Origin of the sequence: Streptomyces sp. NPDC096040, assembly GCF_040303265.1 — a bacterium.
In the GTDB taxonomy this organism is placed as follows: domain Bacteria; phylum Actinomycetota; class Actinomycetes; order Streptomycetales; family Streptomycetaceae; genus Streptomyces.
Window position 1 is genome coordinate 186,340 of the sequence record NZ_JBEOTA010000013.1, and the last position, 24,112, is coordinate 210,451.

22 protein-coding genes are annotated in these 24,112 nt (G+C 71.6%); 9 read left to right on the top strand and 13 right to left on the bottom strand.

The genetic code is table 11. From position 1 onward, the window contains the following. Positions 1-17: 17 nt before the first annotated feature. Positions 18-1,256, bottom strand: a complete 1,239-nt coding sequence (locus ABTY98_RS19880) for a MurT ligase domain-containing protein (RefSeq protein ID WP_352222219.1) — start codon at positions 1,254-1,256, stop codon at positions 18-20. 151 nt (positions 1,257-1,407) lie between these two features. On the opposite strand from ABTY98_RS19880, the gene def reads away from it, so the two are divergent. After that, positions 1,408-1,947, top strand: a complete 540-nt coding sequence (gene def, locus ABTY98_RS19885; protein ID WP_352222220.1) for a peptide deformylase — start codon at positions 1,408-1,410, stop codon at positions 1,945-1,947. 23 nt (positions 1,948-1,970) lie between these two features. Here def and ABTY98_RS19890 read toward each other — a convergent pair whose 3' ends face one another. Next, positions 1,971-2,615, bottom strand: a complete 645-nt coding sequence (locus ABTY98_RS19890; RefSeq protein WP_352222221.1) for a TetR/AcrR family transcriptional regulator — start codon at positions 2,613-2,615, stop codon at positions 1,971-1,973. Between the two features lie 171 nt (positions 2,616-2,786). On the opposite strand from ABTY98_RS19890, the gene ABTY98_RS19895 reads away from it, so the two are divergent. Beyond that, positions 2,787-4,013: an acyl-CoA dehydrogenase family protein gene (locus ABTY98_RS19895; RefSeq protein ID WP_352222222.1), complete on the top strand. Its 1,227-nt coding sequence runs from the start codon at positions 2,787-2,789 to the stop codon at positions 4,011-4,013. Positions 4,014-4,032: 19 nt separating this feature from the next. On the opposite strand, the gene ABTY98_RS19900 is transcribed toward ABTY98_RS19895, so the two are convergent. The 3 genes from ABTY98_RS19900 to ABTY98_RS19910 are packed head-to-tail and all read right to left on the bottom strand — an operon-like array spanning position 4,033 to position 6,858. Then, on the bottom strand, positions 4,033-4,545 hold the full coding sequence (locus ABTY98_RS19900; RefSeq protein ID WP_352222288.1) for a cupin domain-containing protein: 513 nt from the start codon (positions 4,543-4,545) through the stop codon (positions 4,033-4,035). Between the two features lie 16 nt (positions 4,546-4,561). Beyond that, positions 4,562-5,797: a cytochrome P450 gene (locus ABTY98_RS19905; protein ID WP_352222223.1), complete on the bottom strand. Its 1,236-nt coding sequence runs from the start codon at positions 5,795-5,797 to the stop codon at positions 4,562-4,564. Then, positions 5,794-6,858, bottom strand: coding sequence for a type III polyketide synthase (locus tag ABTY98_RS19910; protein WP_352222224.1), 1,065 nt, complete (start codon positions 6,856-6,858; stop codon positions 5,794-5,796). Before ABTY98_RS19910 ends, ABTY98_RS19905 begins: the two co-directional genes overlap by 4 nt. A 184-nt stretch (positions 6,859-7,042) precedes the next feature. On the opposite strand from ABTY98_RS19910, the gene ABTY98_RS19915 reads away from it, so the two are divergent. After that, on the top strand, positions 7,043-7,705 hold the full coding sequence (locus ABTY98_RS19915) for a thiaminase II/PqqC family protein (RefSeq protein ID WP_502994276.1): 663 nt from the start codon (positions 7,043-7,045) through the stop codon (positions 7,703-7,705). On the opposite strand, the gene ABTY98_RS19920 is transcribed toward ABTY98_RS19915, so the two are convergent. From ABTY98_RS19920 to ABTY98_RS19940, 5 genes are all read right to left on the bottom strand, one after another. Next, complete coding sequence (locus ABTY98_RS19920) at positions 7,698-7,940, bottom strand: DUF6213 family protein (RefSeq protein ID WP_352222226.1); 243 nt, start codon at positions 7,938-7,940, stop codon at positions 7,698-7,700. The two genes, ABTY98_RS19915 and ABTY98_RS19920, sit on opposite strands and share 8 nt — an antisense overlap. Before the next feature lie 24 nt (positions 7,941-7,964). Next, on the bottom strand, positions 7,965-9,350 hold the full coding sequence (locus ABTY98_RS19925) for an NADP-dependent succinic semialdehyde dehydrogenase (protein ID WP_352222227.1): 1,386 nt from the start codon (positions 9,348-9,350) through the stop codon (positions 7,965-7,967). A gap of 75 nt (positions 9,351-9,425) precedes the next feature. Further along, complete coding sequence (locus ABTY98_RS19930; RefSeq protein ID WP_352222228.1) at positions 9,426-9,893, bottom strand: NUDIX hydrolase; 468 nt, start codon at positions 9,891-9,893, stop codon at positions 9,426-9,428. Next, positions 9,890-11,428 (bottom strand): ATP-dependent DNA ligase, encoded by a 1,539-nt coding sequence (locus ABTY98_RS19935; protein WP_352222229.1) that lies wholly within the window; start codon positions 11,426-11,428, stop codon positions 9,890-9,892. The genes ABTY98_RS19930 and ABTY98_RS19935 overlap by 4 nt, the downstream gene beginning before the upstream one ends. Positions 11,429-11,458: 30 nt before the next feature. Then, the gene (locus tag ABTY98_RS19940) at positions 11,459-12,388 is read right to left on the bottom strand and encodes an NAD(P)/FAD-dependent oxidoreductase (protein ID WP_352222230.1); all 930 of its coding nucleotides are present in this window, start codon (positions 12,386-12,388) and stop codon (positions 11,459-11,461) included. Between the two features lie 78 nt (positions 12,389-12,466). On the opposite strand from ABTY98_RS19940, the gene ABTY98_RS19945 reads away from it, so the two are divergent. From ABTY98_RS19945 to ABTY98_RS19970, 6 genes are all read left to right on the top strand, one after another. After that, positions 12,467-13,042: a helix-turn-helix domain-containing protein gene (locus ABTY98_RS19945; RefSeq protein WP_352222231.1), complete on the top strand. Its 576-nt coding sequence runs from the start codon at positions 12,467-12,469 to the stop codon at positions 13,040-13,042. 91 nt (positions 13,043-13,133) lie between these two features. Continuing rightward, positions 13,134-14,102 (top strand): NADPH:quinone oxidoreductase family protein, encoded by a 969-nt coding sequence (locus ABTY98_RS19950; RefSeq protein ID WP_352222232.1) that lies wholly within the window; start codon positions 13,134-13,136, stop codon positions 14,100-14,102. After that, positions 14,099-15,280 carry an acyl-CoA dehydrogenase family protein gene (locus tag ABTY98_RS19955; protein ID WP_352222233.1) on the top strand — a complete coding sequence of 394 codons (1,182 nt, stop codon included), beginning with the start codon at positions 14,099-14,101 and terminating at the stop codon, positions 15,278-15,280. The genes ABTY98_RS19950 and ABTY98_RS19955 overlap by 4 nt, the downstream gene beginning before the upstream one ends. Further along, complete coding sequence (locus tag ABTY98_RS19960) at positions 15,277-16,359, top strand: acyl-CoA dehydrogenase family protein (RefSeq protein WP_352222234.1); 1,083 nt, start codon at positions 15,277-15,279, stop codon at positions 16,357-16,359. The genes ABTY98_RS19955 and ABTY98_RS19960 overlap by 4 nt, the downstream gene beginning before the upstream one ends. 212 nt (positions 16,360-16,571) lie before the next feature. Next, positions 16,572-17,435: a phosphatidylinositol-specific phospholipase C/glycerophosphodiester phosphodiesterase family protein gene (locus tag ABTY98_RS19965; protein WP_352222235.1), complete on the top strand. Its 864-nt coding sequence runs from the start codon at positions 16,572-16,574 to the stop codon at positions 17,433-17,435. 102 nt (positions 17,436-17,537) lie between these two features. Continuing rightward, a complete protein-coding gene (locus ABTY98_RS19970) occupies positions 17,538-17,732 on the top strand; it encodes a hypothetical protein (protein ID WP_352222236.1) in 195 nt (64 codons plus the stop codon). Positions 17,733-17,781: 49 nt separating this feature from the next. Here ABTY98_RS19970 and ABTY98_RS19975 read toward each other — a convergent pair whose 3' ends face one another. The 3 genes from ABTY98_RS19975 to ABTY98_RS19985 form a co-directional block, all read right to left on the bottom strand. Further along, a complete protein-coding gene (locus ABTY98_RS19975) occupies positions 17,782-19,023 on the bottom strand; it encodes a phosphodiester glycosidase family protein (RefSeq protein WP_502994278.1) in 1,242 nt (413 codons plus the stop codon). A 74-nt stretch (positions 19,024-19,097) separates the two neighbouring features. Further along, positions 19,098-19,463 (bottom strand): DUF779 domain-containing protein, encoded by a 366-nt coding sequence (locus ABTY98_RS19980; RefSeq protein WP_352222237.1) that lies wholly within the window; start codon positions 19,461-19,463, stop codon positions 19,098-19,100. A 364-nt stretch (positions 19,464-19,827) separates the two neighbouring features. Then, the gene (locus tag ABTY98_RS19985) at positions 19,828-24,090 is read right to left on the bottom strand and encodes a cation-translocating P-type ATPase (protein WP_352222238.1); all 4,263 of its coding nucleotides are present in this window, start codon (positions 24,088-24,090) and stop codon (positions 19,828-19,830) included. Between the last annotated feature and the right edge of the window lie 22 nt (positions 24,091-24,112).

Consider the following 24,112-nt stretch of genomic DNA (forward strand, 5'->3'; position numbering starts at 1 on the left):
TCGTCCTTCGTGGTCAGTCAGTTGCCGACGCGGCGGCGCAGGTCCTGGAACGCGGTGTAGTTCGCGATGACCTCGATCCGGCCCGGCGGGCACATCTGCACGGCCTGGTCGAGGGAGTCGCAGACCTGGAAGTGCTGGCCCGCGACCTCCAGCCGCACCGCGAGGTCGAGCTTGCGGTCGCCGAGCACGAAGATCGGGTGGCCGGTGAGGCGGGTGTAGTCCACGTCCCACAGCCAGGAGGTGTCGGTGCCGTCCGCGCCGCGCGCGTTCACGGAGAGGATCACCGGGGTCGGCGGCGGGTCGATCAGGGAGAACGTCTCCAGCCAGCCGGCCGGGTTCTTCGCAAGGAGCAGACGCAGGTCACGCCCCTGGAACTGCACGACGTCGTACCGTCCCGCGACGGCCTGCACCTGGTACATCCGTTCCAGGGCGACCTGCGGCGGCACTCCGAAGACGGCGGCGACGGCGGCCGAGGAGGCCGCGTTGGCCTTGTTGGCGCGCCCGGGCAGCTGGAGATGGATCGGCCAGGCGGATCCGTGCGGGTCGAGCACATGGTCCCCGGACAGCACCCAGCTCGGTGTCGGCCGCCGGAACCCGCACTCACCGCAGAACCAGTCGTCGCCAGGGCGCTGCATCACGCCACCGCAGGACGGGCAGGACCAGGCGTCGTCCTTCCACATCTGCCCGGCGGCGACCCAGATCACATTGGGGGAGGAGGACGCGGCCCACACCACCAGCGGGTCGTCGCAGTTCGCCACGATGACGGCCTTCGACCCGGCCAGGCCCTCCCGCCAGTTCTCGGCGAGCATCCGGGTCTCGGCGGCACGGTCGAGCTGGTCGCGGGAGAGGTTGAGCAGCGCGATGCACTTGGGGTCGGTGTCCCGGGCCACGCCGGCGAGGTACTTCTCGTCGACCTCGATGACACCGAACTTGGCGTCGGAGCCGCCGGCCAGCGCCGAGGTGATACCGGCGGGCATGTTGGCGCCGAGCGCGTTGGAGACGACCGGCCCCGCGGCCTTCAGCGCCTCGGCGATGAGCCGGGTCGTGGTCGTCTTGCCGTTGGTCGCCGAGACGAGCGTGACGTCCAGGCTCTGGGCGAGCCGGGCGAGAAGGTCGGGGTCGAGTTTGAGTGCGACCCGGCCACCGATCACGGATCCGCTGCCGCGTCCCGCGGCACGGGACGCCGCCGCGACCGCCTTGCCCGCGGTCACGGCGAGCTTGGCCCGCGGCGTGAGCGGGTCCGAGTTGCCTGCCATCAGTTCTCGATCCTCCTTGCGTACGCGCCGCGCCTCAGCCATTCGGCAGCGTGGTGTGCACCTCAGCCTATCGAGATCCATTGGCACACCCGAATTCCGGCCCTCGCCTGCGCGGCGGGCAGGGGCCGATTCGAACCGTACCCTTGCGGCCATGCGACACGGTTCCATTCCGGGCGCCCACGGGCGGGTCCGGCCCCTCACCCTGCTCGGCGACCCCGTCCTGCACGCCCGCTGCGCGGAGGTCACCGACTTCGGCCCCGAACTCTCCCGTCTGGTGGAGGACTTGTTCGCGACGATGTACGCGTCGGAGGGTGTCGGCCTGGCGGCGAACCAGGTGGGTGAGCCGCTGCGGGTTTTCGTCTTCGACTGCCCCGACGACGAGGACGTACGGCACCTGGGCCATGTGGTGAACCCCCGTCTGGTGGAGACGGACGGCGTGACGGTCCGCGGCCCGGAGGGCTGCCTGTCCCTGCCGGGCCTGGAGGCGGGGACGGAACGGTACGACCAGGCGGTGGTGGAGGGCGTCACGGCAACGGGAGAACCGATCACGATCCACGGCACGGGCTTCTTCGCGAGATGCCTGCAGCACGAGACGGACCACTTGGAGGGCAGGATGTACGCCGACCATGTGACGGGCTGGCGAAAGCGGAGGCTGATGCGACAGGTGGCCAAGGCTTCCTGGCACCGGTGAGGACATCCACCGCCTTCAGGCCTTCAGAACCCCGGACCGCCGATCTTGTCCCCCGCAGCCGCCAACCGCCCCCACAGCAAGTCCGCCAAACTCTTCACCAACTCTGCACGAGAACAGGGCCGCTCTCCCAGCCACCAGTCCCCGGCCGCATGCATCATCCCGACGATCCCATGCCCCCACACCCGAGCCAGCTGCTGACTCCCGGGCCCGAGGTCCAGACGGTCCTCGATGACCTGAGCCAACTCCTCGCCCATCCGGCGCAGCAGCGGAGCGCTGTGCTTCCCGACATCAAATCCTTGATCGGCCCCCGTGCTGCCCTCGGCAGGATGCATCAGGAACCGGTACACCTGAGGCCGCGCCTCGATCGCCGCGAGGTAGGTGTCCAACGTGGCCTCGACCCGCTCACGTCGGTCCGCCGGCGCGTCGAGAGCCTCCCGCAGCGAGTTCAGCAACGCGTCCGTGTGCCGCTTGGCAAGGGCCGCGTAAAGCCCGCCCTTGTCGCCGAAGTGGCGATAGAGGATCGGTTTGGTGATGCCGGCCTCGGCCGCGATCGCGTTCATCGAGGCCTGGGGGCCGTCGCGCAGCACCACGCGGTCGGCGGCCTCCAACAGCTCTCGCCGTCGGCGGTCGGCGGACCGCTGCTGTTCGGTCCGCTGTGTGGTGTCCATGTGCTCTCCCCACCCCGTGCTGTTTCGGTGACGCCTGCGAAAACTAACACCTGACAGCAGTCCGCCATCGAACTGGCTGCCGAGGTGACCTTGGGAGTTGACTTTCCTACTGACGAGTAACAGACTGTTGTTACCGCTAGTAACACATTATGCGCCGCCGCTGGAGGGGTCATGGCCGAGTTCACCATGGAGCTCAACGACGAACAGAAGGAGGTCCGGGACTGGCTGCACGGCTTCGCCGCCGAGGTCATCCGGCCCGCGGCCGCCGAATGGGACGAGCGTGAGGAGACTCCCTGGCCGGTCATCCAGGAGGCCGCGAAGGTCGGCATCTACTCCCTCGACTTCTACGCCCAGCAGTACTTCGACCCCACCGGCCTCGGCATCCCGATGGCCATGGAGGAGCTGTTCTGGGGCGACGCGGGCATCGCCCTCTCCATTGTGGGCACGGGTCTCGCCGCCGTCGGCGTCCTCGCCAACGGCACCGAGGAGCAGATCGGCACCTGGATCCCCCAGATGTACGGCGACACCAACGACGTCAAGGTCGCCGCGTTCTGCTCCTCCGAGCCCGACGCCGGCTCCGACGTGGCCTCCATGCGCACCCGGGCCGTCTACGACGAGGCCAAGGACGAGTGGGTGATCAACGGCACCAAGACCTGGGCGACCAACGGCGGTATCGCCAACGTCCACGTCGTCGTCGCGGTCGTCGACCCGGAGCTCGGCTCCAAGGGCCACGCGTCCTTCATCGTCCCGGCGGGCACACCCGGACTCGCCCAGGGCCAGAAGTTCAAGAAGCACGGGATCCGTGCCTCGCACACCGCCGAGGTCATCCTGGACGGCGTCCGGGTGCCGGGCTCCTGCCTGCTCGGTGGCAAGGAGAAGCTGGACGAGCGCCTCGCGCGGGCCCGTGAGCGGGCGAAGACCGGCGGCGAGCGGGTCAAGAACGCGGCGATGGCGACGTTCGAGGCCTCGCGCCCCGCCGTCGGTGCGATGGCCGTCGGTACGGCACGTGCCGCCTACGAGGTCGCCCTCGACTACGCCAAGACCCGTGAGCAGTTCGGGCGGCCGATCATCGACAACCAGGGCGTCGCCTTCCAGCTCGCGGACATGCGTACGTCCATCGACGCGGCCCGGCTGCTGGTGTGGCGTGCGTCCTGGATGGCGGTGAACGGTAAGCCGTTCATCGCCGCCGAGGGCTCGATGTCGAAGCTGTTCGCCAGCGAGACCGCGAAGAAGGTCACCGCCCAGGCGATCCAGATCCTGGGCGGCAACGGCTACACACGGGAGTACCCGGTGGAGCGGATGCACCGCGACGCCGCGATCTACACGATCTTCGAGGGTACGAGCGAGGTGCAGCGGTTGGTGATCGCTCGCACACTGTCGGGGATGCCGATCCGGTAGCTCCCAAGGGCAAGTCTCCTCACTGGTGCTTCAGAGGCGTCAGTTGCTCGATGTCGTAACGCCTGCGGAGTTCCTCGATCGCCTCGTGGTCCGGGGGACCGTCCGCGCCCAGGATCTCCAGCAGCTCCTCGAAGTAGCGCTCGTGATCCGGTGGGGGAGACGCCTGGAAGAACATCCGCGCCGGTGTCTCCGTCGGGTTGGCGAAGGCGTGCGGGCACCCCGGTGGTACGACGATCACCGTGCCCGGGGTCGCCCGCACCACCCTCGTGCCCGAACTCGACTCCCACTTCTGCCAGTTGTCGGGAGTGCGGATACGGGGCTCGAAGGCGAGGACGTCCAGCTCGCCTTCGAGTACGTAGAACAACTCCTCGCTGCGGGTGTGCACATGGGCGCCCACGTCGAAACCCGGCGGGACCTCGACCTCGAAGGTGGAGGCCGTCCGCGAGTGCGTGCCCGTCACCTTGAACGTGACACGCTGGGCCGGCGTGTGGACCACGCGCCCGTGGCCCGGCGGTACGAGGAGTCCCTCCATCGCCGTCACCGGGCCCTCACCAGGTCACCGGAAGGGCCTCGGGTCCCCGGATCAACGCGCCCTTCCTGAACGGGACCTGCTCCGGGGGCACGGCGAGCCGCAGCCCGGGCAGCCGGTCGAGGAGGGCGTCGACCAACAGCTCCTCCTCCAGTCTGCCGAGCTGGCCGCCGGGGCAGTAGTGCGGGCCGAACCCGAAGGACACATGCGGATTGGGACTGCGGGTGAAGTCGATCGTCTCCGGGTCCGGGAAGACCTCCGGGTCGCGGTTGGCGGCCAGGTACGAGACATAGACCGGGTCGCCCGCGCGGATCCGTACGCCCTTGATCTCCACGTCCTCCGTGGCGACCCGGGACAGTCCCACCGCGCTGCGGTGCGGGATGTAGCGCAGCAGCTCGTCGATCGCCCGGGGGCGGATCTCCGGCTCGGTGCGCAGCCGGTCAAGGAGGTCGGGGCGGGTCAGCAGCAGGTAGAACATCTGCCCGCTGTTGTTGGTGACCGCCTCGCCGCCGATCTGGAGGAGGACCGCGAGACCGACGGCCTCCTCCAGGGTGACCTCGCCGCGGCCCACGGCCGCGCCCAGCAGGGAGGACACGTCCTCGCCCGCACTGCCGTCGCGCAGGGCGACGAGGTCGGCGAAGTAGGCGCCCATCTCGCGCTTGGCCTTCTCGCTGACCTCCTTGCCGTGGCTGGAGGACAGGATCAGCTGGGTCCAGAGGTGCATGGTGTGCCGGTCGGCGGCCGGGACGCCCATCACCTCGCAGATCACCGCGATGGGGAAGGGGCTCAGGACCGTCGCCGTGAGATCGGCGGGCGGACCGTCCTGGACGAGCTCGTCGACGAGCTCGTCCAGCATGCGGCGGGCCTTCTCCCGGACCCGCTCCACGCCCTTGGAGGTGAGCGCGGAGGCCACCGAGCGGCGCAGCCGCGTGTGGTCGGGCGGGTCCAGGAAACCGACCGCGCCACGGTCCGGGATGAAGTGCGGGGCGAGCCGGGTGACCGGCTGCTCCATCACCGCCTCACGGCTGAACCGGAGGTCGTTGGCCACCATCCGTACGTCGTCGTACCGGGTGACCAGCCAGGCCCAGCCCTCGCCGTTGGGGAGCTCGATCCGGGTGACCGGGCCCTCGCGCATCAGCTCGGCCAGAGTGGGGTCGAAGTCCACCCCCGCCAGGTCCGGCACCCGCCAGTGCCGGACCGGACAGGCGGACTCGGCGGCCGGGTCCAGGGGTTCGGTGAGCGTCTCTTCGGTCATGCCGCCTCTTCGTCCGAACGCCGCCAGCGACCCAGCGACATTTCCGCGGTGATGCCCGGACCGAAGCCGGCCAGCAGGCCGCGCGCCTGGTGCTCGGCACCGCCCTCGTCGAACATCCGGCGCAGTGCGTCCAGGACGACGGCGCTGGCGATGTTGCCGTACTCGGTGAGCGTGGACCGGCTGAACCGGAACGCGTGCGGATCGACCCGGAGGAACTTGCTCAGGTCGTCCAGGATCCGCGGCCCGCCCGCGTGGACTATGTAGAAGTCCAGGTCGGACGCGTCCCAGCCGTGCAGCCTTGCCAGGTCCTGGAGAGCCGGCGCGAGCGGCTCCATGGTGGCCGGGACCCGCTTGTCCAGCAGGAAGTGGAACCCGGTGGCCCGGACGTCGTACATGATCCACTCTTCGGTCTTGGGGATCAGGTACGAACCGTTGCGTTCGAGCTCGACGCCGGTGCCGCCCTTGCCGCGGACCACGGCGGCGGCTATGCCGTCACCGAAGAGGCCGTTGGAGAGCAGCGAGCCGACGCCGAGGTCGGTCGGCTGGTAGCACAGCGAGCAGAACTCGCAGGCCACGATGAGCGCGTTGGCGTCCGGGTAGGCCGAGCAGAAGTCGTGCGCCCGGTTGATCGCCGCTCCGCCGGCCGCGCAGCCGAGCTGCGCGATGGGGATCTGGCGGGTGGTGGAGTCGAAGTCCATCTCGTTGATCAGCCACGCCGTGAGCGAGGGCATCATGAAGCCCGTGCACGAGACGTAGATGATCACGTCGATGTCGCTGGTGAGCAGTTCGGCGTCGTCGAGCGCTCGCTGGATCACTGCGGGGACCCGGGCCTTGGCCTCGACCTCGTAGAGCTTGTTGCGCTCCTCGAAGCCGGGGTGCTTGAGGGTTTCCTCGATCGGCTGCACGATGTGCCGGGTGCGAACTCCCGTGTTCTCGATCAGTCTCAGCGCCAAAGGCAGCTGCGGGTGGTTCTCGTGGTGGGAGCGCGCCAGTTCGAGCGTCTCCTCCATCGTGATCACGTACTCCGGGACCGACACTGAGGGTTTGCACAAAGTCGCCATGAACCGTGCCTGCTTTCAGCCTTCCGGCGGGTTTTGGCCCGGCCGGTCAGAAGGTGGTTCACCTCAGGAGGTGGTCCCTTCACGATCACCCGTGAGGGCGACGATCTCTCGCCGGACTACTCCGAACCGGTGACCCCGTGTCAGGGTCGGAGCAGCACGGAGGAATCCCGACGAGGAGGACGCGATGCCCGGCACGGCCACGGAAATGCTGAAAACGACCAGGTCAGAGCTTGCCCCGGACTCGAACGCCAATCCATTGGTGCCCCTCGTCGCCAGCGGCCGGGCGAGCCTGGAGACACTCGCCGCACTTGCCCTGGAACAGCACCACGTGATTCCCGCCGACCACCGCGCGTTCCTGCATCTGGCGCAGCGCGCCGCCGAGGAGCCTGCGGCCGCAGGGTTCTTCACCATGCTGGCCGAGGGCGAGGAACTGGCGGCAGAGCGGCTGGGCGCGTTCACCGCGGCGTGCCAAGTGGATGATCGGCGCCTGCAAGCGTACGAGCCCCTACCGGGCTGCCAGGCATACCCGGCGTACATCTCCTGGCTCGCCCTGAACGCGACCCCGACGGACGCCGTCCTGGCCGTCACGGCCAACTTCGCGACCTGGGGCACCTATTGCGCCCGCATCGCCGAGGGCCTGCGCTCGCACTACGGCTTCACGGACGAGGCCTGCGCCTTCTTCGACTTCTTCGCGGAACCGGCCCCGGCCCTGGACCGGCAGGCGGAGGCGGCGGTGGAGGCGGGACTCGACTCGGGCCGCCTGGACGAGAAGCGGGTGTACACCTACGGCAGGTTGCTCCAGACATACGAGGAGATGTTCTGGACGTCGCTGCCGGGACTTACGTAACGGGGCCCGGCCCACTGCTGTGGGCGATACAAGCCACGTCGATCCGATCGGCGAGCTTCGCCAGCTCGATGGTCAGCGCGGCCACCGTGTCCTCGTCCAGCCCGCTCTCCCCGGCCTCCACCAGCCGCACCCACCGCCCGCCCACGGTCCGCAACAACTTACTCACGTCGGCCGCGGCCACCTGCAAGGTACCGCGGTCGTCGACGATCAGAGGCAGAGTCACTTCCCGGTTCACACACGGATCGTAGCCGCGCAACCGTCACGCACCCTGCCAAACGGTGGTGATGTTGCAGAACTCCCGGATTCCGTGCCCGGACAGCTCACGCCCGTATCCGGACCGCTTCACACCCCCGAACGGAAACGCCGGGTGGGAGGCGGTCATGCCGTTGACGAACACGCCACCGGCCTCCAGATCCCGTACGAACCGGTCCACCTCGGCCTCGTCCCGCGTCCACACGTTCGAACTCAGTCCGAAGGGCGAGTCGTTGGCGATGAGAACCGCCTCGTCCAGGTCCCCGGCCCGGTAGAGCGTGGCCACCGGCCCGAACGCCTCCTCGCGGTGGATGCGCATATCGCGGTGGATCCCGGCGAGCACGGTCGGCGGGTAGTACCAGCCGGGCCCCTCCGGCCGCTCCCCGCCGCACAGCACCCGCGCACCCGACCGCTTCGCGTCCTCGACGAGCTCCTCCAGGTCGGCCCGTCCCTGTTCGCTCGACAGCGGCCCGACGTCCGTGTCCTCGTCCATCGGGTCGCCCGTCCGCAGCGCCTCCATGCCCGCCACGAACCGCTCGGCGAATGCGTCATAGACATCCGTGTGCACGATGAACCGCTTCGCGGCGATGCACGACTGCCCGTTGTTCTGCACCCGCGCGGTCACCGCGATCTTCGCGGCGCGGTCGATGTCCGCCGACGGCATCACCACGTAGGGGTCGCTGCCGCCCAGTTCCAGCACCGTCTTCTTGATCATCTCGCCGGCGGTGGCGGCGACCGCGCGGCCCGCGGGTTCGCTGCCGGTGAGCGTGGCCGCCCGTACCCGCTCGTCGCGCAGGATGTCGTCGACCGCTCCGGAACCGATCAGCAGGGTCTGGAAGCAGCCCTCCGGGAAACCCGCCCGGTGGAAGAGGTCCTCCAGATACAGGGCGGTCTGCGGGACGTTCGACGCGTGCTTGAGCAGGCCCACATTGCCGGCCATCAGCGCCGGCGCGGCGAACCGGACCACCTGCCAGAGCGGGAAGTTCCACGGCATCACGGCCAGCACCGGCCCGAGCGGGCGGTAGCGCACCCGCACCCGGGACGCGCCCGACTCCTTCACATCCGTCTCCGCCGGCTCCTCGTCGGCCAGCAGCTCCTCCGCGTGGTCGGCGTACCAGCGCATCGCCTTCGCGCACTTCGCGGCCTCCGCGCGGGCCTGCGCCAGCGGCTTGCCCATCTCGGTGGTCATCGTGCGTGCGATGTCGTCCCGGTCCGCGTCCAGCAGGTCGGCGGCCCGGTGCAGCAGCCGGGCGCGCTCGGCGAAGCTGGTCGTGCGGTACGTGCGGAACGTCGCCTCCGCGAGTTCGAGCCGGCGTTCGAGTTCGTCCTCGTCCATGGCGTCGAACGTTTCGAGCGTCTCACCGGTCGCCGGGTTCACCGTCGCGATGGGCATGGCTGACCTCCCTGGGAGCGGGCTTGCTTCGACCTTCGCGCGCGGTCCGGTGAACCGCAACGCGTACGCATCTGTTCAGTCCGTGTGCTCAGCCAGCCGGTCGAGAAACGCTGCCTGCGCCTTGACGATCACCTCACGGGCCCGGTCGGGGCGGAGCCAGGCCACGCGGTCCAGCTCGGGGAACTCCTGGACCCGGCCCGACCGCGGCGGCCACTCCATCGTGAAGGTGCCGGGTTCGATCGCGGCCGGGTCCAGGTCCGCCTCGATCGCCCACGCCGTCACGATCTTGCCGTTGGTCTGCCGGACCTCGCCGAGGTCGATCGCCTCGCCGTCCGGCGGCGGCAGGCCCAGCTCCTCCTGGAACTCACGGCGGGCCGCCTCCCAGGCGGGTTCGCCGGGCTCGTACTCGCCCTTGGGGACGGTCCACGCGCCCGCGTCCTTCTTCGCGAAGTAGGGGCCGCCCATATGGCCGAGCAACACCTCGACGCCGTCGTCGGTGTGCCGGAACAAGAGCAGTCCGGCGCTTCGCCTCGGCTCCGTCAAGGCCGTACCTCCGGGTGGGCGGCCAGCAGGGTCTCCACCGTATCGGCCTCCTCCGGCCGCTTGTCCTCGCGATAGCGGACGACCCGGGCGAAGCGCAGGGTGACGCCGGCCGGGTAGCGGGAGGACCTCTGCAGGCCGTCGTAGGCGATCTCGACGACGAGTTCGGGGCGTACGGTCACCACCCAGCCGTTGTCCGAGACCTCCAGTTCCTTCAGCCGGGCGGTCTGCCACTCCAGCATCGCGTCGGTCATGCCCTTGAAGGTCTTGCCGAGCATGGCGAAGCCGCCGTCCGGGGTGCGGGCGCCGAGGTGGAGGTTGGAGAGCTTGCCGGTGCGGCGGCCGTGCCCCCACTCGGCGGCCAGGACGACCAGGTCGAGGGTGTGCACCGGCTTGACCTTCAGCCAGGAGGCGCCGCGCCGGCCCGCGCTGTAGGGGGCGTCCAGGGCCTTGACGACCACGCCCTCGTGGCCGCGTGCCAGGGTGGCGGCGAGGAACTCCTCGGCGGCCGCCGTGTCCTCGGGCCCGGACACCAGCGTCCGGCGGACCCGCATCGGCTCGGGGACCAGACGGGCCAGCTCCGTGTGCCGTTCGGCGAAGGGGAGGTCGAGGAGATCGTGGTCGCCGACCGAGAGCGCGTCGAAGAAGACGGGGGAGACCGGGACCTCCCGCGCGACCTTCGCCACGTCCGTCCGGGAGCCGACCCGGCCCGCCGTCTCCTGGAAGGAGCGGGGGCGGCCGTCGGCGTCGAAGGAGATCACCTCGCCGTCCAGGATGAACCGGTCGCCCGTCAATGCCAGAGCGGCTGAGCTCACTTCGGGGAGGCGGTCGGTGATGTCGTCGAGCGTGCGGGTGTAGATCCGTACCGTGTCGCCGTCCCGGTGGACCTGGACCCGGATGCCGTCCAGCTTCTCCTCGACCGCACAGGCGCACAGTTTCCCGACCGCCTCGGCGACCGAGGAGGCGGTGTGCGCCAGCATGGGCAGCACCGGGCGGCCTACGGTGAGCCGGAAGCGGTCGAGGGCCGACGGGCCGTCCGCGAGCAGCGCCTCGGCCACTGTCTGGAGGGACCCGGCGAGCATCACCGCCCGGCGCACGTCTCCCGCGTCCGCGCCGGTCGCCTGCGCGAGCCCCTCGACGGCCACCGCGTCCAGGGCGCCCTGCCGCACCTCACCGGTGATCAGCCCCAGCAGGAAGCGCTGCTCGTCCGCCGTCGCCGCACCCATCAACTCGCCCACGATCCGGGCTCGCTCGGCCTGCGAACCGGGCCCGGCGACCTTGCCCAGCTCGGTGAGCCGGGCATCGACCTCGCGGACGGTGAGGGACGGCTCGGTGGCCGGCGGGACCGGCCGGCTCAGCACCTTCCAGCCGACGCCGAGGCGGCCCTGCGGGAGACGGCCGGCGAGGTAGGGGATGACGATCGGTACGTCGTCCGGGGCCGTCTCCCGGAAGAGGTCGGCGAGCAGCGCGGTCTTGCGGGACCGGGCCGCGGTGGCGGCGACGTCCCGGGACACTTCGGCGAGCCGGGTCAGCAGCATGCAGCCAATGGTGCAACGGGTGGGTCCGGACTACACCCGCACGGCGGCGTCCAGGTTCGCGAAGAGCAGCTCGCCGTTGATCGCCGCACCGGCGCGATAGCCACGGCTGACCGCGTTGACCACCTGCTCGGCGAACCCGCTCGCGTTGCCGGCCGCCCACAGTCCGGGCACGGTCGTCAGGCCCCGCTCGTCGATCACCGGGTAGGCGCCGAAGGGAGTTTCCCGCAGCTCCGCACCCAGCTTCAGCAGCAGGTCGTTCTGCGGAACCGGGCGCGGGGCGACGAAGAGGGCCTCCCGCCGGTGCACGCTCCCGTCGACCAGCCGCACACCCGTGAGCCGGTCGTCCTCGATCCGCAGTGCCGCGACCTCGCCGGGCACCACCCGGACCCCGGCCACGGCCAGCCGCCGCAGGTCGTCGTCGGTCAGCTCCGCCTCGGCGACCTGGTGCAGGAAGAGGGTGACGTCCTTGGACCACTGGGTGACCATCAGTGCCTGGTGCACGCTCATCGGGGTCGTGGCCAGCACGCCGAAGGCCCGGTCGCGGACCTCCCAGCCGTGGCAGTACGGGCAGTGCACCACATCGCGGCCGAACCGCTCGGCCACGCCGGGCACGGGCGGCAGCTCGTCCTTGAGGCCGGTGGCCACCACCAGCTGCCGGGCCCGGACCTTGCCTCCGCTCGCCAGCGACACCGTGAAGTCGCCGTCCCTGGCCGCGTCCACCGCCCGGTCCCGGACCAGCTCCACGCCGTACCGCGCGATCTCCTCGCGGCCGACGGCGAGGAACTCCGCGGGCGGCATGCCGTCCCGGGACAGAAAGCCCTGCATATGGGCGGCGGGGGCGTTGCGCGGCTCGCCCGCGTCGACGACCAGGGTGCGGCGCCTGGCCCGGCCCAGGACCAGGGCCGCGGACAGCCCGGCCGCGCCGCCTCCGACGACGACCACTTCGTACGTATCGGTCATGGTGACCACCTCCGTTGGCGGCGGTCGCGCACCTCCTGCCGTATTGACAAACGCCTTTGCCGAAACTGCAATACATCCATGACTACGGACGACGTTCTCGCGGGAGTGGGCCCCCGGCTGCGCAGGCTCCGCAAGGAGCGGGAGGTCACCCTCGCCGCCCTCTCCGAGTCCACCGGCATCTCCGTCAGCACCCTCTCCCGGCTGGAAGCGGGGCTGCGCAAACCCAGCCTGGAGCTGCTGCTGCCGATCGCGCAGGCCCATCAGGTGCCCCTGGACGAACTGGTCGGCGCCCCGCCGGTCGGGGACCCCCGGGTGCGGGCCAAGCCGATGGAGCGGTACGGCCGTACCTTCTTGCCGCTGACCCGGCAGCCCGGCGGCCTTCAGGCCTTCAAGGTGCTCGAACCGAAGCGGAAACTCGATCCCGAGCTGCGCACCCACGAGGGCTACGAGTGGTTGTACGTGCTGTCCGGGAAGCTGCGGCTGGTGCTCGGCGAGCATGACGTCGTCCTGGGCGCGGGGGAGGCCGCCGAGTTCGACACCCGGGTGCCGCACTGGTTCGGGTCGACGGGCGACGGGCCGGTGGAGTTCCTCAGCCTGTTCGGGCCGCAGGGGGAGCGGATGCACGTGCGGGCGCGGCCGAGACGCACGACGTGAGGCGTCCGCTGTGCCGCGGGCTGTTCCCTCAGTGGCAAGCGACCGCTTAGTATGCGGTGGACCCTGACGCAGCAGTCTGTGGAGGCACCGCATGCAGGCATGGCAAGTGCACGAGAACGGCGAGCCGAGCGAGGTGATGCGGCTCCAGGAGGTGGAGCGGCCCACCCCGGGCGACGGCCAGGTCCTGCTCAGGGTGCGCGCCGCCAACATCAACTTCCCCGATGTGCTGATGTGCCGGGGCCACTACCAGGTGCGCCCCCCGCTGCCGTTCACCCCCGGTGTGGAGATCTGCGGTGAGACCGAGGACGGCCGCCGGGTGATCGCCAACCCCGCGCTGCCGTACGGCGGTTTCGCCGAGTACGCGGTCGCGGACGCCGCCGCCCTGCTGCCGGCGCCGGACGCGCTGGACGACGCCGAGGCCGCCGCTCTGCACATCGGCTACCAGACGGGCTGGTTCGGACTGCACCGCCGGGCGGGACTCCAGGCCGGCGAGACGCTGCTGGTGCACGCCGCCGCAGGCGGGGTCGGCAGCGCCGCCGTACAGCTCGGGAAGGCGGCCGGGGCGACTGTCATCGGCGTGGTGGGCGGCGCCGACAAGGCCGCGGTGGCCCGCGGGCTGGGTTGTGACGTGGTGATCGACCGGCGCGCCGAGGACGTGGTCGCCGCCGTGAAGGAGGCCACCGGCGGCCGGGGCGCCGACGTGATCTACGACCCGGTCGGCGGCGAGGCGTACACCCAGTCGACCAAGGTCGTCGCCTTCGAGGGCCGGATCGTGGTCATCGGCTTCGCCAGCGGCACCATCCCGAGCCCGGCGCTCAACCACGCCCTGGTGAAGAACTACTCGATCATGGGCCTGCACTGGGGCCTGTACGCCACCAAGAACCCCAAGCTGATCCTGCACTGCCACGAGCAGCTCACCGAGCTGGCCGCGAGTGGTGCCATCAAGCCGCTGATCAGCGAGCGGGTCCCGTTGTCCGAGGCCGCGGCGGCCGTGCAGCGGGTCGGTGACGGCGTCACCACCGGCCGGGTCACCGTCGTACCGAAGGGAGCCGGCGCATGACCGACGCCGCCGAACTCAGGCGCCGCACGGCCGCGTTGCTGGCCGCGCACCCGCCGGCCGACACGGACAAACTGGACTTCCTCAAGGCCCGCTTCGACGCGGGACTCGCCTGGGTGCACTACCCGGAGGGCCTCGGCGGCCTGGGCGCCCCTCGCTCCCTCCAGGTCGTGGTGGACGCCGAACTGGAGGCAGCGGGCGCCCCCGACAACGACTCGCGGCGTAACGGCATCGGGCTGGGCATGGCCGCGCCGACCATCCTGAAGTACGGCACTCAGGAGCAGAAGCAGCGCTATCTGCGGCCGCTGTGGATCGGCGAGGAGGTCTGGTGCCAGCTGTTCAGCGAGCCCGGCGCCGGCTCCGACCTGGCAGCGCTCGGCACCCGGGCCGTCCGGGAGGGCGAGGACTGGATCGTCAACGGGCAGAAGGTGTGGACGTCCGGTGCGCACAACGCCCGCTGGGCCATCCTCATCGCCCGCACCGACCCGAACGTGCCCAAGCACGCCGGCATCACCTACTTCATCTGCGACATGACCGACCCGGGCGTGGACGTCCGCCCGCTGCGGCAGATCACCGGCGAGGCCGAGTTCAACGAGGTCTTCCTCACCGATGTCCGGATCCCCGACTCCCGCCGCCTCGGCGGGATCGGCGACGGCTGGCGGGTCGCGCAGACCACGCTGAACAACGAGCGCGTCGCCATCGGCGGGATGCGGCTGCCCCGCGAGGGCGGCATGATCGGCCCGGTCGCCAAGACCTGGCGCGAACGCCCCGAACTGCGCACCCACGACCTGCACCAGCGGCTGTTGAAGCTGTGGGTCGAGTCCGAGGTCGCCCGGCTCACCGCCGAGCGGCTGCGCCAGCAGCTCGTCGCCGGACAGCCAGGACCCGAGGGCGCCGGAATGAAACTCGCCTTCGCCCGCCTCAACCAGGAGATCAGCGGCCTGGAGGTCGAACTCCGGGGCGCGGAAGGCCTGTTGTACGACGACTGGGCCATGCGCCGGCCCGAACTGGTGGACTTCGTCGGCCGGGACGCCGGCTACCGCTACCTCCGCGCCAAGGGCAACAGCATCGAGGGCGGGACCAGCGAGGTCCTGCTGAACATCGTCGCCGAGCGCGTACTGGGCCTGCCGGCCGAGCCGCGCACCGACAAGGACGTCGCCTGGAAGGACCTGGCCCGATGACAACGCAGCCCGACCTGCTGTACTCGGAGGAGGAAGAGGCGCTGCGGGCCGCCGTACGGGACCTGCTCGCCGACCACTGCGACGCGCCCGGGGTCATCGCGCGCACCGAGTCCGGCGCCCCGCACGACCTGAAGGCCTGGGCGGCCCTCGCGGACGGCATGGGCCTCGCGGGGCTGCTGGTGCCGGAGAAGCTGGGCGGCCAGGGCGCCTCGCACCGCGAGGTCGCCGTCGTCCTTGAGGAGCTGGGGCGGGCGGTGGCGCCCGTGCCGTATCTGAGCAGCGCGGTCGTGGCCACGGAGGCGCTGCTGGCCTGCGGCGACGAGGAACTGCTCGGGAAGCTGGCCTCCGGCCGGACCGTCGGTGTCCTGGCCGTGGGGCTGCACATCGCTCCGGGCGCCGGCTTCAAGGCCGTGCGCGTCGAAGAGGGCCGTCTGCACGGCGAGTTGACCGGGGTCGCGGACGCGGTCGCCGCGGATGTGCTGCTGGTGCCGGGAGACGACGGCGGACTGTACGCCGTCGAGGCGACGGCCGTCACCGTCACCCCGCAGGTGTCCTTCGACCAGACCCGGCCGCTCGCCACGGTCACCCTCGACGGGGCCGTCGGGCGTCGGGTGGGCGACGCCGAACCCGCCGTACGGCGCGCGCTGCGGGCCGGGGCCGGGCTGCTGGCCTCCGAGCAGTTCGGGGTCGCCGACTGGGCGTTGACCGAGACCGTGCGGTACCTCAAGGAGCGCAAGCAGTTCAACCGGCCGGTGGGTGGCTTCCAGGCGCTCAAGCACCGGCTCGCGCAGCTGTGGCTGGAGGTCGTGAACGTTCGGGCTGCCGCGCGGGGAGCCGCCGACGCGCTGGCCTCCGGCGAGGATGCCGATGTGCTGGTGGCCGTTGCGCAGGCTTATGCGGGGCCGGTTGCCGTGCATGCGGCGGAGGAGGCGCTGCAGTTGCATGCGGGAATCGGGATGACCTGGGAACATCCGATCCATCTATATCTGAAGCGGGCCAAGGCGGATTCCATTGCCTTTGGTACGGCGGCGGTGCATCGGGGGGCCTTGGCCGAACTGGTCGATCTTCAAGCGCCGTGATGTGGCGGATCTCGGCTGCGGGTGCGTGCGGGCTGGTCGCGCACCCGCGGCGGAGCCGCGTATTCGATACAGCCCCGCGCCCCTTTGGCGCGCGCCTGAAGTGAACCCGGGGTGGCAGTCCCGCCAATTCCCCTCACGCCCGCACCATTTGGGCTCTGCCCGCCCGCATACTCCCTTGGGTCCCTCATGGCCCTACAAGGGAGGCAGAGCACATGGCCCTCACCACCCGTCGCAGAGCCCTCACCACCCTCGGCGCCGCCCTCGCCGGTGCCGTCGTGCTGCCCGGCGCGCAGGCCTGGGCGGGCGGCGGCCACCGCGGCCCGCGTCCGCTGTGGCGTGCCCACGCCCACAACGACTACGAGCACACCCACCCCCTCCTCGACGCCCTCGACCACCGCTTCGGCAGTGTCGAGGCCGACATCTTCCTCGTCGGTGACCAGCTCCTCATCGGCCACACCGAGGACGACCTCGACCCGAGCCGCACCCTGGAGTCCCTCTACCTCGACCCGCTGGCCCGGATCGTGAAGGCCAACCACGGCTGCGTGTACCGGGGTTGGCACGAGCCGTTGCAGCTGCTCATCGACATCAAGACCGAGGGCTCGTCGACGTACCTCGAACTCGACCGGCACCTGCGGCGCTACAAGCACCTGTTCACGACGTACGCCCACGGCCGTGTCATCCCCGGTGCCGTCACCAACGTCATCTCCGGCGACCGCGCCGCGCGTACGCCGATGGAGGCGCAGACCGTGCGCCGGGCCTTCTACGACGGCCGGCTCACCGACCTGGGCACTTCGGCGCCCGCCTCCTTCGTCCCGCTGATCAGCGACAACTGGACCCTCAACTTCACCTGGCTCGGCGAGGGCGACTTCCCGCAGGCCGAGCGGCAGAAGCTGCGCGGCATCATCCAGGAGGCGCACGCGCACGGGCAGACGGTACGGTTCTGGGCCACCCCGGACGTGGCCGGACCGGCGCGCGACGCGCTGTGGGGCGAACTGCTCGCCGCCGACGTCGACTACTTCAACACCGACGACCTGGCCGGCCTGGAAGCCTTCCTGGACACCCACCGGGCGTCGTAACACCACCCGAACGGGGCACGTGTCGACCGCCCGGACCTACCCTCCGCTACGCCACACTTACGGCCGAACGCCCCGAAACGGGCGTAGCGGAGGAGGTTCGCGATGGCCGTTTCCATCTCTGTGGTGCTGCTGCTTCTGTTCCTGGCCGTGCTCTTCATGCGCCAGGGCGCGCTGAAGATCTCGCACGCCCTGGTCTGTACGCTGCTCGGCTTCTATCTGGCCAGCACCAGCATGGCGCCCACCATCAGCGGCGGGCTCACCGCGACCGCCGACCTGGTGAGCAGCCTGCGGCCCTGAGCCGGACGCTCAGGGCCGCGGACGGGGCAATCCGGTCAGTGGCTTCCGGTCAGGGTTTCCAGAAGACCCCGATCCCGTTCGCCACGGCGCGTTCCGGGCTCTCGGTCGGGTGGTTGAGCACGCTCACCGTCTTGTCGCCCGCGGTGCGGGCCACCAGCGTCGTGGAGCCGCCGCCGTCCAGGCTGAACGCGTCGATCGCTCCCAACTCACGCATCTCGTCGGCGACTTCGGCAATGGTCATACCGCTGCGATAGGCCACCGCGCCGTCGAGTGCGAGCAGCAGCAGCTTGTGCCCGCCGCTCGCGTAGCCCACGGCGGTGCGTACGGCGGCGGTGGTGTCGTTGAGCCCGGCCAGCGGCTCGCCGCCGCGCAGCACCGGGTAGCCGCCGACCGCGAAGCGATAGGGGACCCTGGAAGCGGACGCCACCATCTGCTTCCGCACCGTGACCCGTTCGCCCGCGGTGAGGTCGCGCAGCTTGTCCGCGCCCGCCTCCCGGCCCAGCAGGACGGTTGTACCCGACGTGATGGCGCCGCTGCCCGGGCTGGTGGAGGTGGCGACGACCTTGCCGCCGCGGATCCGCACCTCGTAGGTGTCCGTGCTGCATTCGGCCGCCCGGTTGGTGTCCGAGCCGCAGGTGGCGCGCTTGCGGGAGGCCGAGCCCCAGGCGGCGGTGTAGGCGCCGATGGAGTCCTGTGCCAGCGCGTACTGGTTGAGCCCCCGCAGCGCGAGGTTCCCGGCCGGGGTGCGGACGGTGCCGACCAGCGTCAGCCGGTCGAGCCGGGCCCGGCGGTCCATGCCGACGCCGAAGACGTCGGTGGTGTCGGTGCCGGGCGGCAGCGAGGGGCCGAACCGCTGGGCCTTCGGCACCGCCGCCTTGAGCAGCCGGCCGTCGGCGATCGCCGGGCCGACGCTCGCGCCGGTCGCCTCGACGCCCGGGTGCTGGGTCTCGGTGATGTTGAAGAAGTCGCCGTTCACGCCCGCGACCGCGCCCGCAGCGTCCGCCATCGTGGACACCGGCGACCGGGCGGCCACCGTGCCGGGGTGGAGGAGGTCCACGTGGACGTGCGGGTTGGTCAGGTCGACGGTCAGCAGATGGGCGTGGACCGTGCCCTTGGCCGCCGGGACGTCGAACTGCCGGTAGGTGACACCGGAAGCGAGCTGTCCGGTGCCCGACATGGCGCCGGCCGGTGCCGCCCCCGCCAGGGCCGCACCGGCCAGCACGCCGGATGTCGTGAGAATGGTGAACACAGTTCGGGTCGTCGCTGCAAGTCGTCTCTGACGATGCGTCACCGCACCCCCTGATGTCTCGTCAAGTACCTCAGGACTCAGGGAAGTGCAGCAGACGAGAGTGGCCGGCAGGGCGGCTAGCCGTCGACTACGCGAGAACGGGTGAGAAAACGCATCCCCTCGGGTGCCTCCAGGGAGAAACCGCTACCCCGTCCGGGTACAACGTCCACGATCAGCCGGGTGTGGCTCCATGCCTCGAACTGGCTGCGGGACATCCAGAAGGTGACCGGCTCCTCGACGCCGTCCACCGCCAGCTCGGCCAGCAGCACGTCCGAGCCGCCGGTGCGGAACTCGCCGTCCGGGTAGCACATGGGAGCGCTGCCGTCGCAGCAGCCGCCGGACTGGTGGAACATCAGCGGGCCGTGCTCGGCGCGCAGCCGGCGCACCAGCTCGGCGGCCTGCGGGGTGAGTTCGACGCGCGGGGGTGCTGTCTGGTCGTGCATGGTCACCGTCCTGGGGCCGGGGCGTCGGATCCCCTCAGTCTCACCCCTGGTCACCGGCCGGTCCAGAAGCGGTCGTTGACTACTCGGTGGGCGGAGCGATCGCGGTCGGGCGCGGGTCGCCCAGTCCGCGGGGAGCAGCAGGCCGAGGACCGTGTCGGGCACCCGCAGCCCGGCGCTTTCGCCCACGGCGGTCCCGACCGCGTGCACGGTGAGACCCGGCGAGACCCCCAACGCCCCTCCCACCGGACCTGACAGGACGACCGAGGCGATCACCGGTGTCGGCGCACCCGCGGCACCGACCGGAGACGGCAAGGGCGGAGGTCCCTTTCCCCGGACGGAACGTGAGCCGCTGACGGCCGGAGCCTCACGGCCGCCGTATCGCGTCCGCGATCCTCTTCTCCAGGGAGGGCAGGGCGCGCTGGCCCCAGATGGCCAGGGCGATCGACGCGGTCACGGCGGTCAGCGCCACCGGGCCCAGCGGCGTGCAGCCGAAGAAGTGGCTGACTCCCGGTGTCTCGATGAGCGCGACGAGGACGGCGGCCGAGCCGAGGGAGGCGAGGCGGACCAGTGTGCTGTCACGTCGGTCCAGCAGGGTCTGGATGAGCTGGGTGCCGACCACCGCGGTCAGGGCCATCGTGCTGGAGCGGCGGGCCGTTCCGGGCGTGCCGCGGCCGATGAGCCAGGCCATGAGCGCGCCCGCGCTGGTCGTCAGCGCGCGGTGCCGGATCTGCTCGAGCAGCGGCGCTCCGAGCACGGCCGACGGCGAGTCGGGGTCCGACCGCTCTGCCGTCTCCTTCGGTGTGACCGCGACCGCCATCGCCGGGAACAGGTCGGTGAAGAGGTTGACCAGCAGCATCTGGCGGGTGGACAGCGGAGCCCGGCCGGCGAGCAGGGTGCCGAGGATGCCGAAGCCTATCTCGCCCGCGTTGCCGCCGATGAGGATGGCGACGGCGTCCGCGACGCTGTGCCACAGCGAGCGGCCCTCGCTGACCGCGTCGATCAGGACCGTCAGATCGTCGTCGGTGAGGACGAGGTCGGCGGCGTTGCGGGCGGCGGCGGAGCCGCGGGCGTTGATGCCCACGCCGATGTCGGCGGCGCGGATCGCCGCCGCGTCGTTGGCGCCGTCGCCGACCATGCCGACCACCCGCCCCGCATCCCGCAGCGCTTCGACGACCTGCAGTTTCTGCTCCGGCGCCACGCGTGCCACGACACCCGCGTCGCGGAGCATGCGGGCCCTGCCCGACCGGTCCGCGTCGGCGAGCTCGTCCCCGGTCACCACGACCGTGTCCTCGGGCCAGCCCAGCTCGGCGGCGATCGCCCGGGCGGTCTGCGGGTGATCGCCGGTGAGCATCACCGGTCGTATGCCCTCCTCGTATAGGCCTCGCACCAGAGCCGTGGAGGTCTCCCGCGGGGTGTCCGCAAAGCCGACCAGTCCGACGAACTCCAGCTGTTCCAGGGGCGGTTCGAGGACGTCCGGGGCGGTCTCGGCGTCGCCCAGCCGACGCTGGGCGACCGCAAGGACCCGCAGTCCCTCGGCGGCCAGCGCCTGGGCCGACTCCGAGGCGTGCTCGGGGGGTTCGGAGCATGCGGGCAGGACGGTCTCCGGTGCTCCCTTCACCACCAGCAGATGGGGTTCATCGCCGGATCGGCCTACGGCGGCGGCGTATCCGCGGGCCGCCTCGAACGGAAGGTCTTCCGACTCCTCCCAGTCGGGGTCGGGTTCCGCCGCGTCGAGGACGGCCGCGTCCGTGGCGTGCTCCGGCGGTCCGTCGGTGTCACCGACCTGGGGGCAGGCCCGGGCCGCCACCCGCAGGGTGTCGGCCGCCCCCTCGTCGCCCGCCGGGTGGCTCCGCCCTTCGGTGTCGGTCACTTTCACCAGGCGCAGGGTGTTCTCGGTGAGCGTCCCGGTCTTGTCGAAGCAGATGGTGTCCATCCGGCCGAGCGCCTCCAGCGCGCGGGGCGCCCGGACCAGGACTCCGGCCCGGCTCAGCCGCCGGGCGGCGGCCAGCTGGGCCACCGTCGCCACCAGCGGCAGCCCTTCCGGTACGGCGGCCACGGCGACGGCGACGCCCCCGCTGACCGCTTCTCGGATGGGGGTGCCCCGCAGCAGGGCGAGACCCGTGATGGCGGCGCCGCCGCCCAGCGTCAACGGCAGTGCCTGCGCGGTGAGTTCGTGCAGCCTGGCCTGTACTCCGGCGGCCGGGGGCGTGCGCGCGGCGAGGTGGACGGCGCGGGCGGCCTCGGTGCGCTCGCCGGTGTCCACCACGACCGCACGTGCGTGACCGGCGGCCACCGTCGTGCCCTCGAAGACCATGGAGTGCCGGTCGGCCACCGGCACGTGCGGGGTCGCATCGGCCGTTTTCTCCGTCGGCACCGACTCCCCGGTCAGCGCGGACTCGTCGACCTCCAGGCCGTCCTCCGACAGGACCCGGGCGTCGGCCGGTACCACGTCGTCCGTGTGCAGGTCGATCACATCGCCCGGTGCCAGACGGGCCGCGTCCACGGTGTGCGTGTCCGGCTCGTCGGGCGAATCGGCCACCCGGGCCTGCCGTTCCTGATCGGCGAGCAATCCGGACACGGCCTTTTCGGCCCGCAACCGCTGGATGCCGCCGACCAGCGCGTTCAGGTCGAGCGCCCCGACCACCAGCAGGGCGTCCACGGCCGAGCCGACGATCGCGGACGCGGCCGAACCGACCGCCAGCACCGGGGTCAGCGGGTCGTCCAGTTCGCTGAGTACTGCTCCGGCGAGCCGCCGCGTCCACCTCACCGGCGCGAGCAGGGGGCTCCGGGACGGCCCGGCGGTCTGCTCCCGCTCCTCGGGCGATTCCGTCTCCCGCTCGTGGTCAAGGCGCTCCAGGGTTTCCCGCGGGCCGAGTTCGTGCCAGTGCACCCGGGCCCTGGGATGCGGGGCCTCGGCCCTCGTCACCCGCAGGGCCGCCCCGGCTCCCGACAGCAGCGCGGTCGCGGCGGCGCCGTCCACCGGTGCGTGGCGCAGTCCTGGCAGCGCGGCCAGCCGGCCCCGCGGGGACTTCGACTCGCCGACCGCCACGAGCAGCCCGGAGAGTGCGGCACCCGACCGGGCCAGGGCCTGCGAGCGCCGCCCCACCCGGCGTGCGGCCGGTATCGCCGTCAGCAGCCGCCACACGTCGGGCAGCCCGTGCAGGGCGAGGGCGTCGGCACTCCAGACGACCGTGCTGCCGTCGTCGGTGAGCGCGAGCGCGATGTCTCCGGCGAGCAGCCCGGCCAACACCCCGTGATCCCTTACCGACCACAGCCGGGCCACCGTGATGACCGCGCCGGCGTCATCGGGCAGGGAGCACACCACGTCGTCCAACGGTCGCCGTGCGTCCACCACCTGGTCGGCGAGGCCGGTGAAGTCCTCCAGCGCCGGATCGTCCACAAGGACGATCCGCAGCCCGGCGCGCCGGGCCGCGTCGAGCACCGGCTCCGTCCAGGGATCGGGTTCCCCGTCCTCGCCGCGCACCGCGCTCGGATGCAGGACGACCGTGCCGGCCAGTTCCAGCTCCCGCAGCCGCTCCGGGTCGCGCACGAGCAGCCCTGACCGGGCCAGTACGGCGCCGAGCACCGCCTCGAAGGCGGTCGGCCCGTACCGGGCGGCCTTCGGCGAGCCGGCGAGCACCGCCTCGGCCGCCTCGCTGACATCATGTTTGACCAGCAGTGTCGCCGCCGCGCCCAGCACACTGCCGGTGAAGGCGTGTGTGGCGTACTCCTGGGCCGGAGTGGTGCGCAGGGCCGGACGTGGATGGTCGGTGGCACCGACGCTCGGCCGATCCGGGTTGCACAGTTCGTCGTGGAAGAGCTCGAAGGCGGCCGCCCGCGCCATCGTGTCCGCGAGTTGGCAGCCGCGCAGCGCCCCGTCGAGGAGCAGCGCGGTGGGTGTCTGGCCCGCCCCGTGGGCCGCGGCGCTCGCACAGGTCAGCAGAAGGTCCGTGGCGTCGGCGCCCAACCGGGCGCGCACCAGGCCACGGAAGCGCGGGTTCTCCCGCAGCACCGTCACCACCGCGGTCACGGCACGCGGGGACGGCGGCAGTCGCAGGGCATACCCGGCGACGCCGATGCCGGTACCGACCAGGTCGGCCGCGAGCGTCGCCAACGCCGCCCGGATGCCCTCCGGGTCGGCCGGATGCGTGACCTCCTCGGCGGCGTCACCGGCCGCGACAAGACCATGCCGGGCAGCCAGCTCGGCCGCCCGCTCCACGACGTCGTCGGTGACCGTCTCCCCGGCCACGGCCACCACCAGGCGGCCGAGGCCCTCGTCCCAGTAGGCGAACAGGACGTCCGGGTGCTCCGATAGCACCGCGGCGACATGCCCGGCGAGCTTGCGCAGGCCGCCCGCGGCCCGGGCCTGCCCGGGGTCGGCCGCCCGCAGCGCGAGGTGCGCCCGGGTGCCGCACCGCCACTGCCGCTCCGCGCCAAGCAGTGCGTTGCGCGCCGCCCGCGTCATACGGGTGGCCGTGTCCAGGCTCCTGACGCCGGCCCGCGCGGTCCCGGCAGCCGCCCCCGCGACCGCGCCGACCCCCGGCGCGGCCGCCCGGGCCAGCAGCCGGGGCGCCACGGACACGGCCCGTGCGGCGGCGGACGACACCGTGGGCAACCCGAGCGCCATCGCGCATCACCCCCGGCCCACG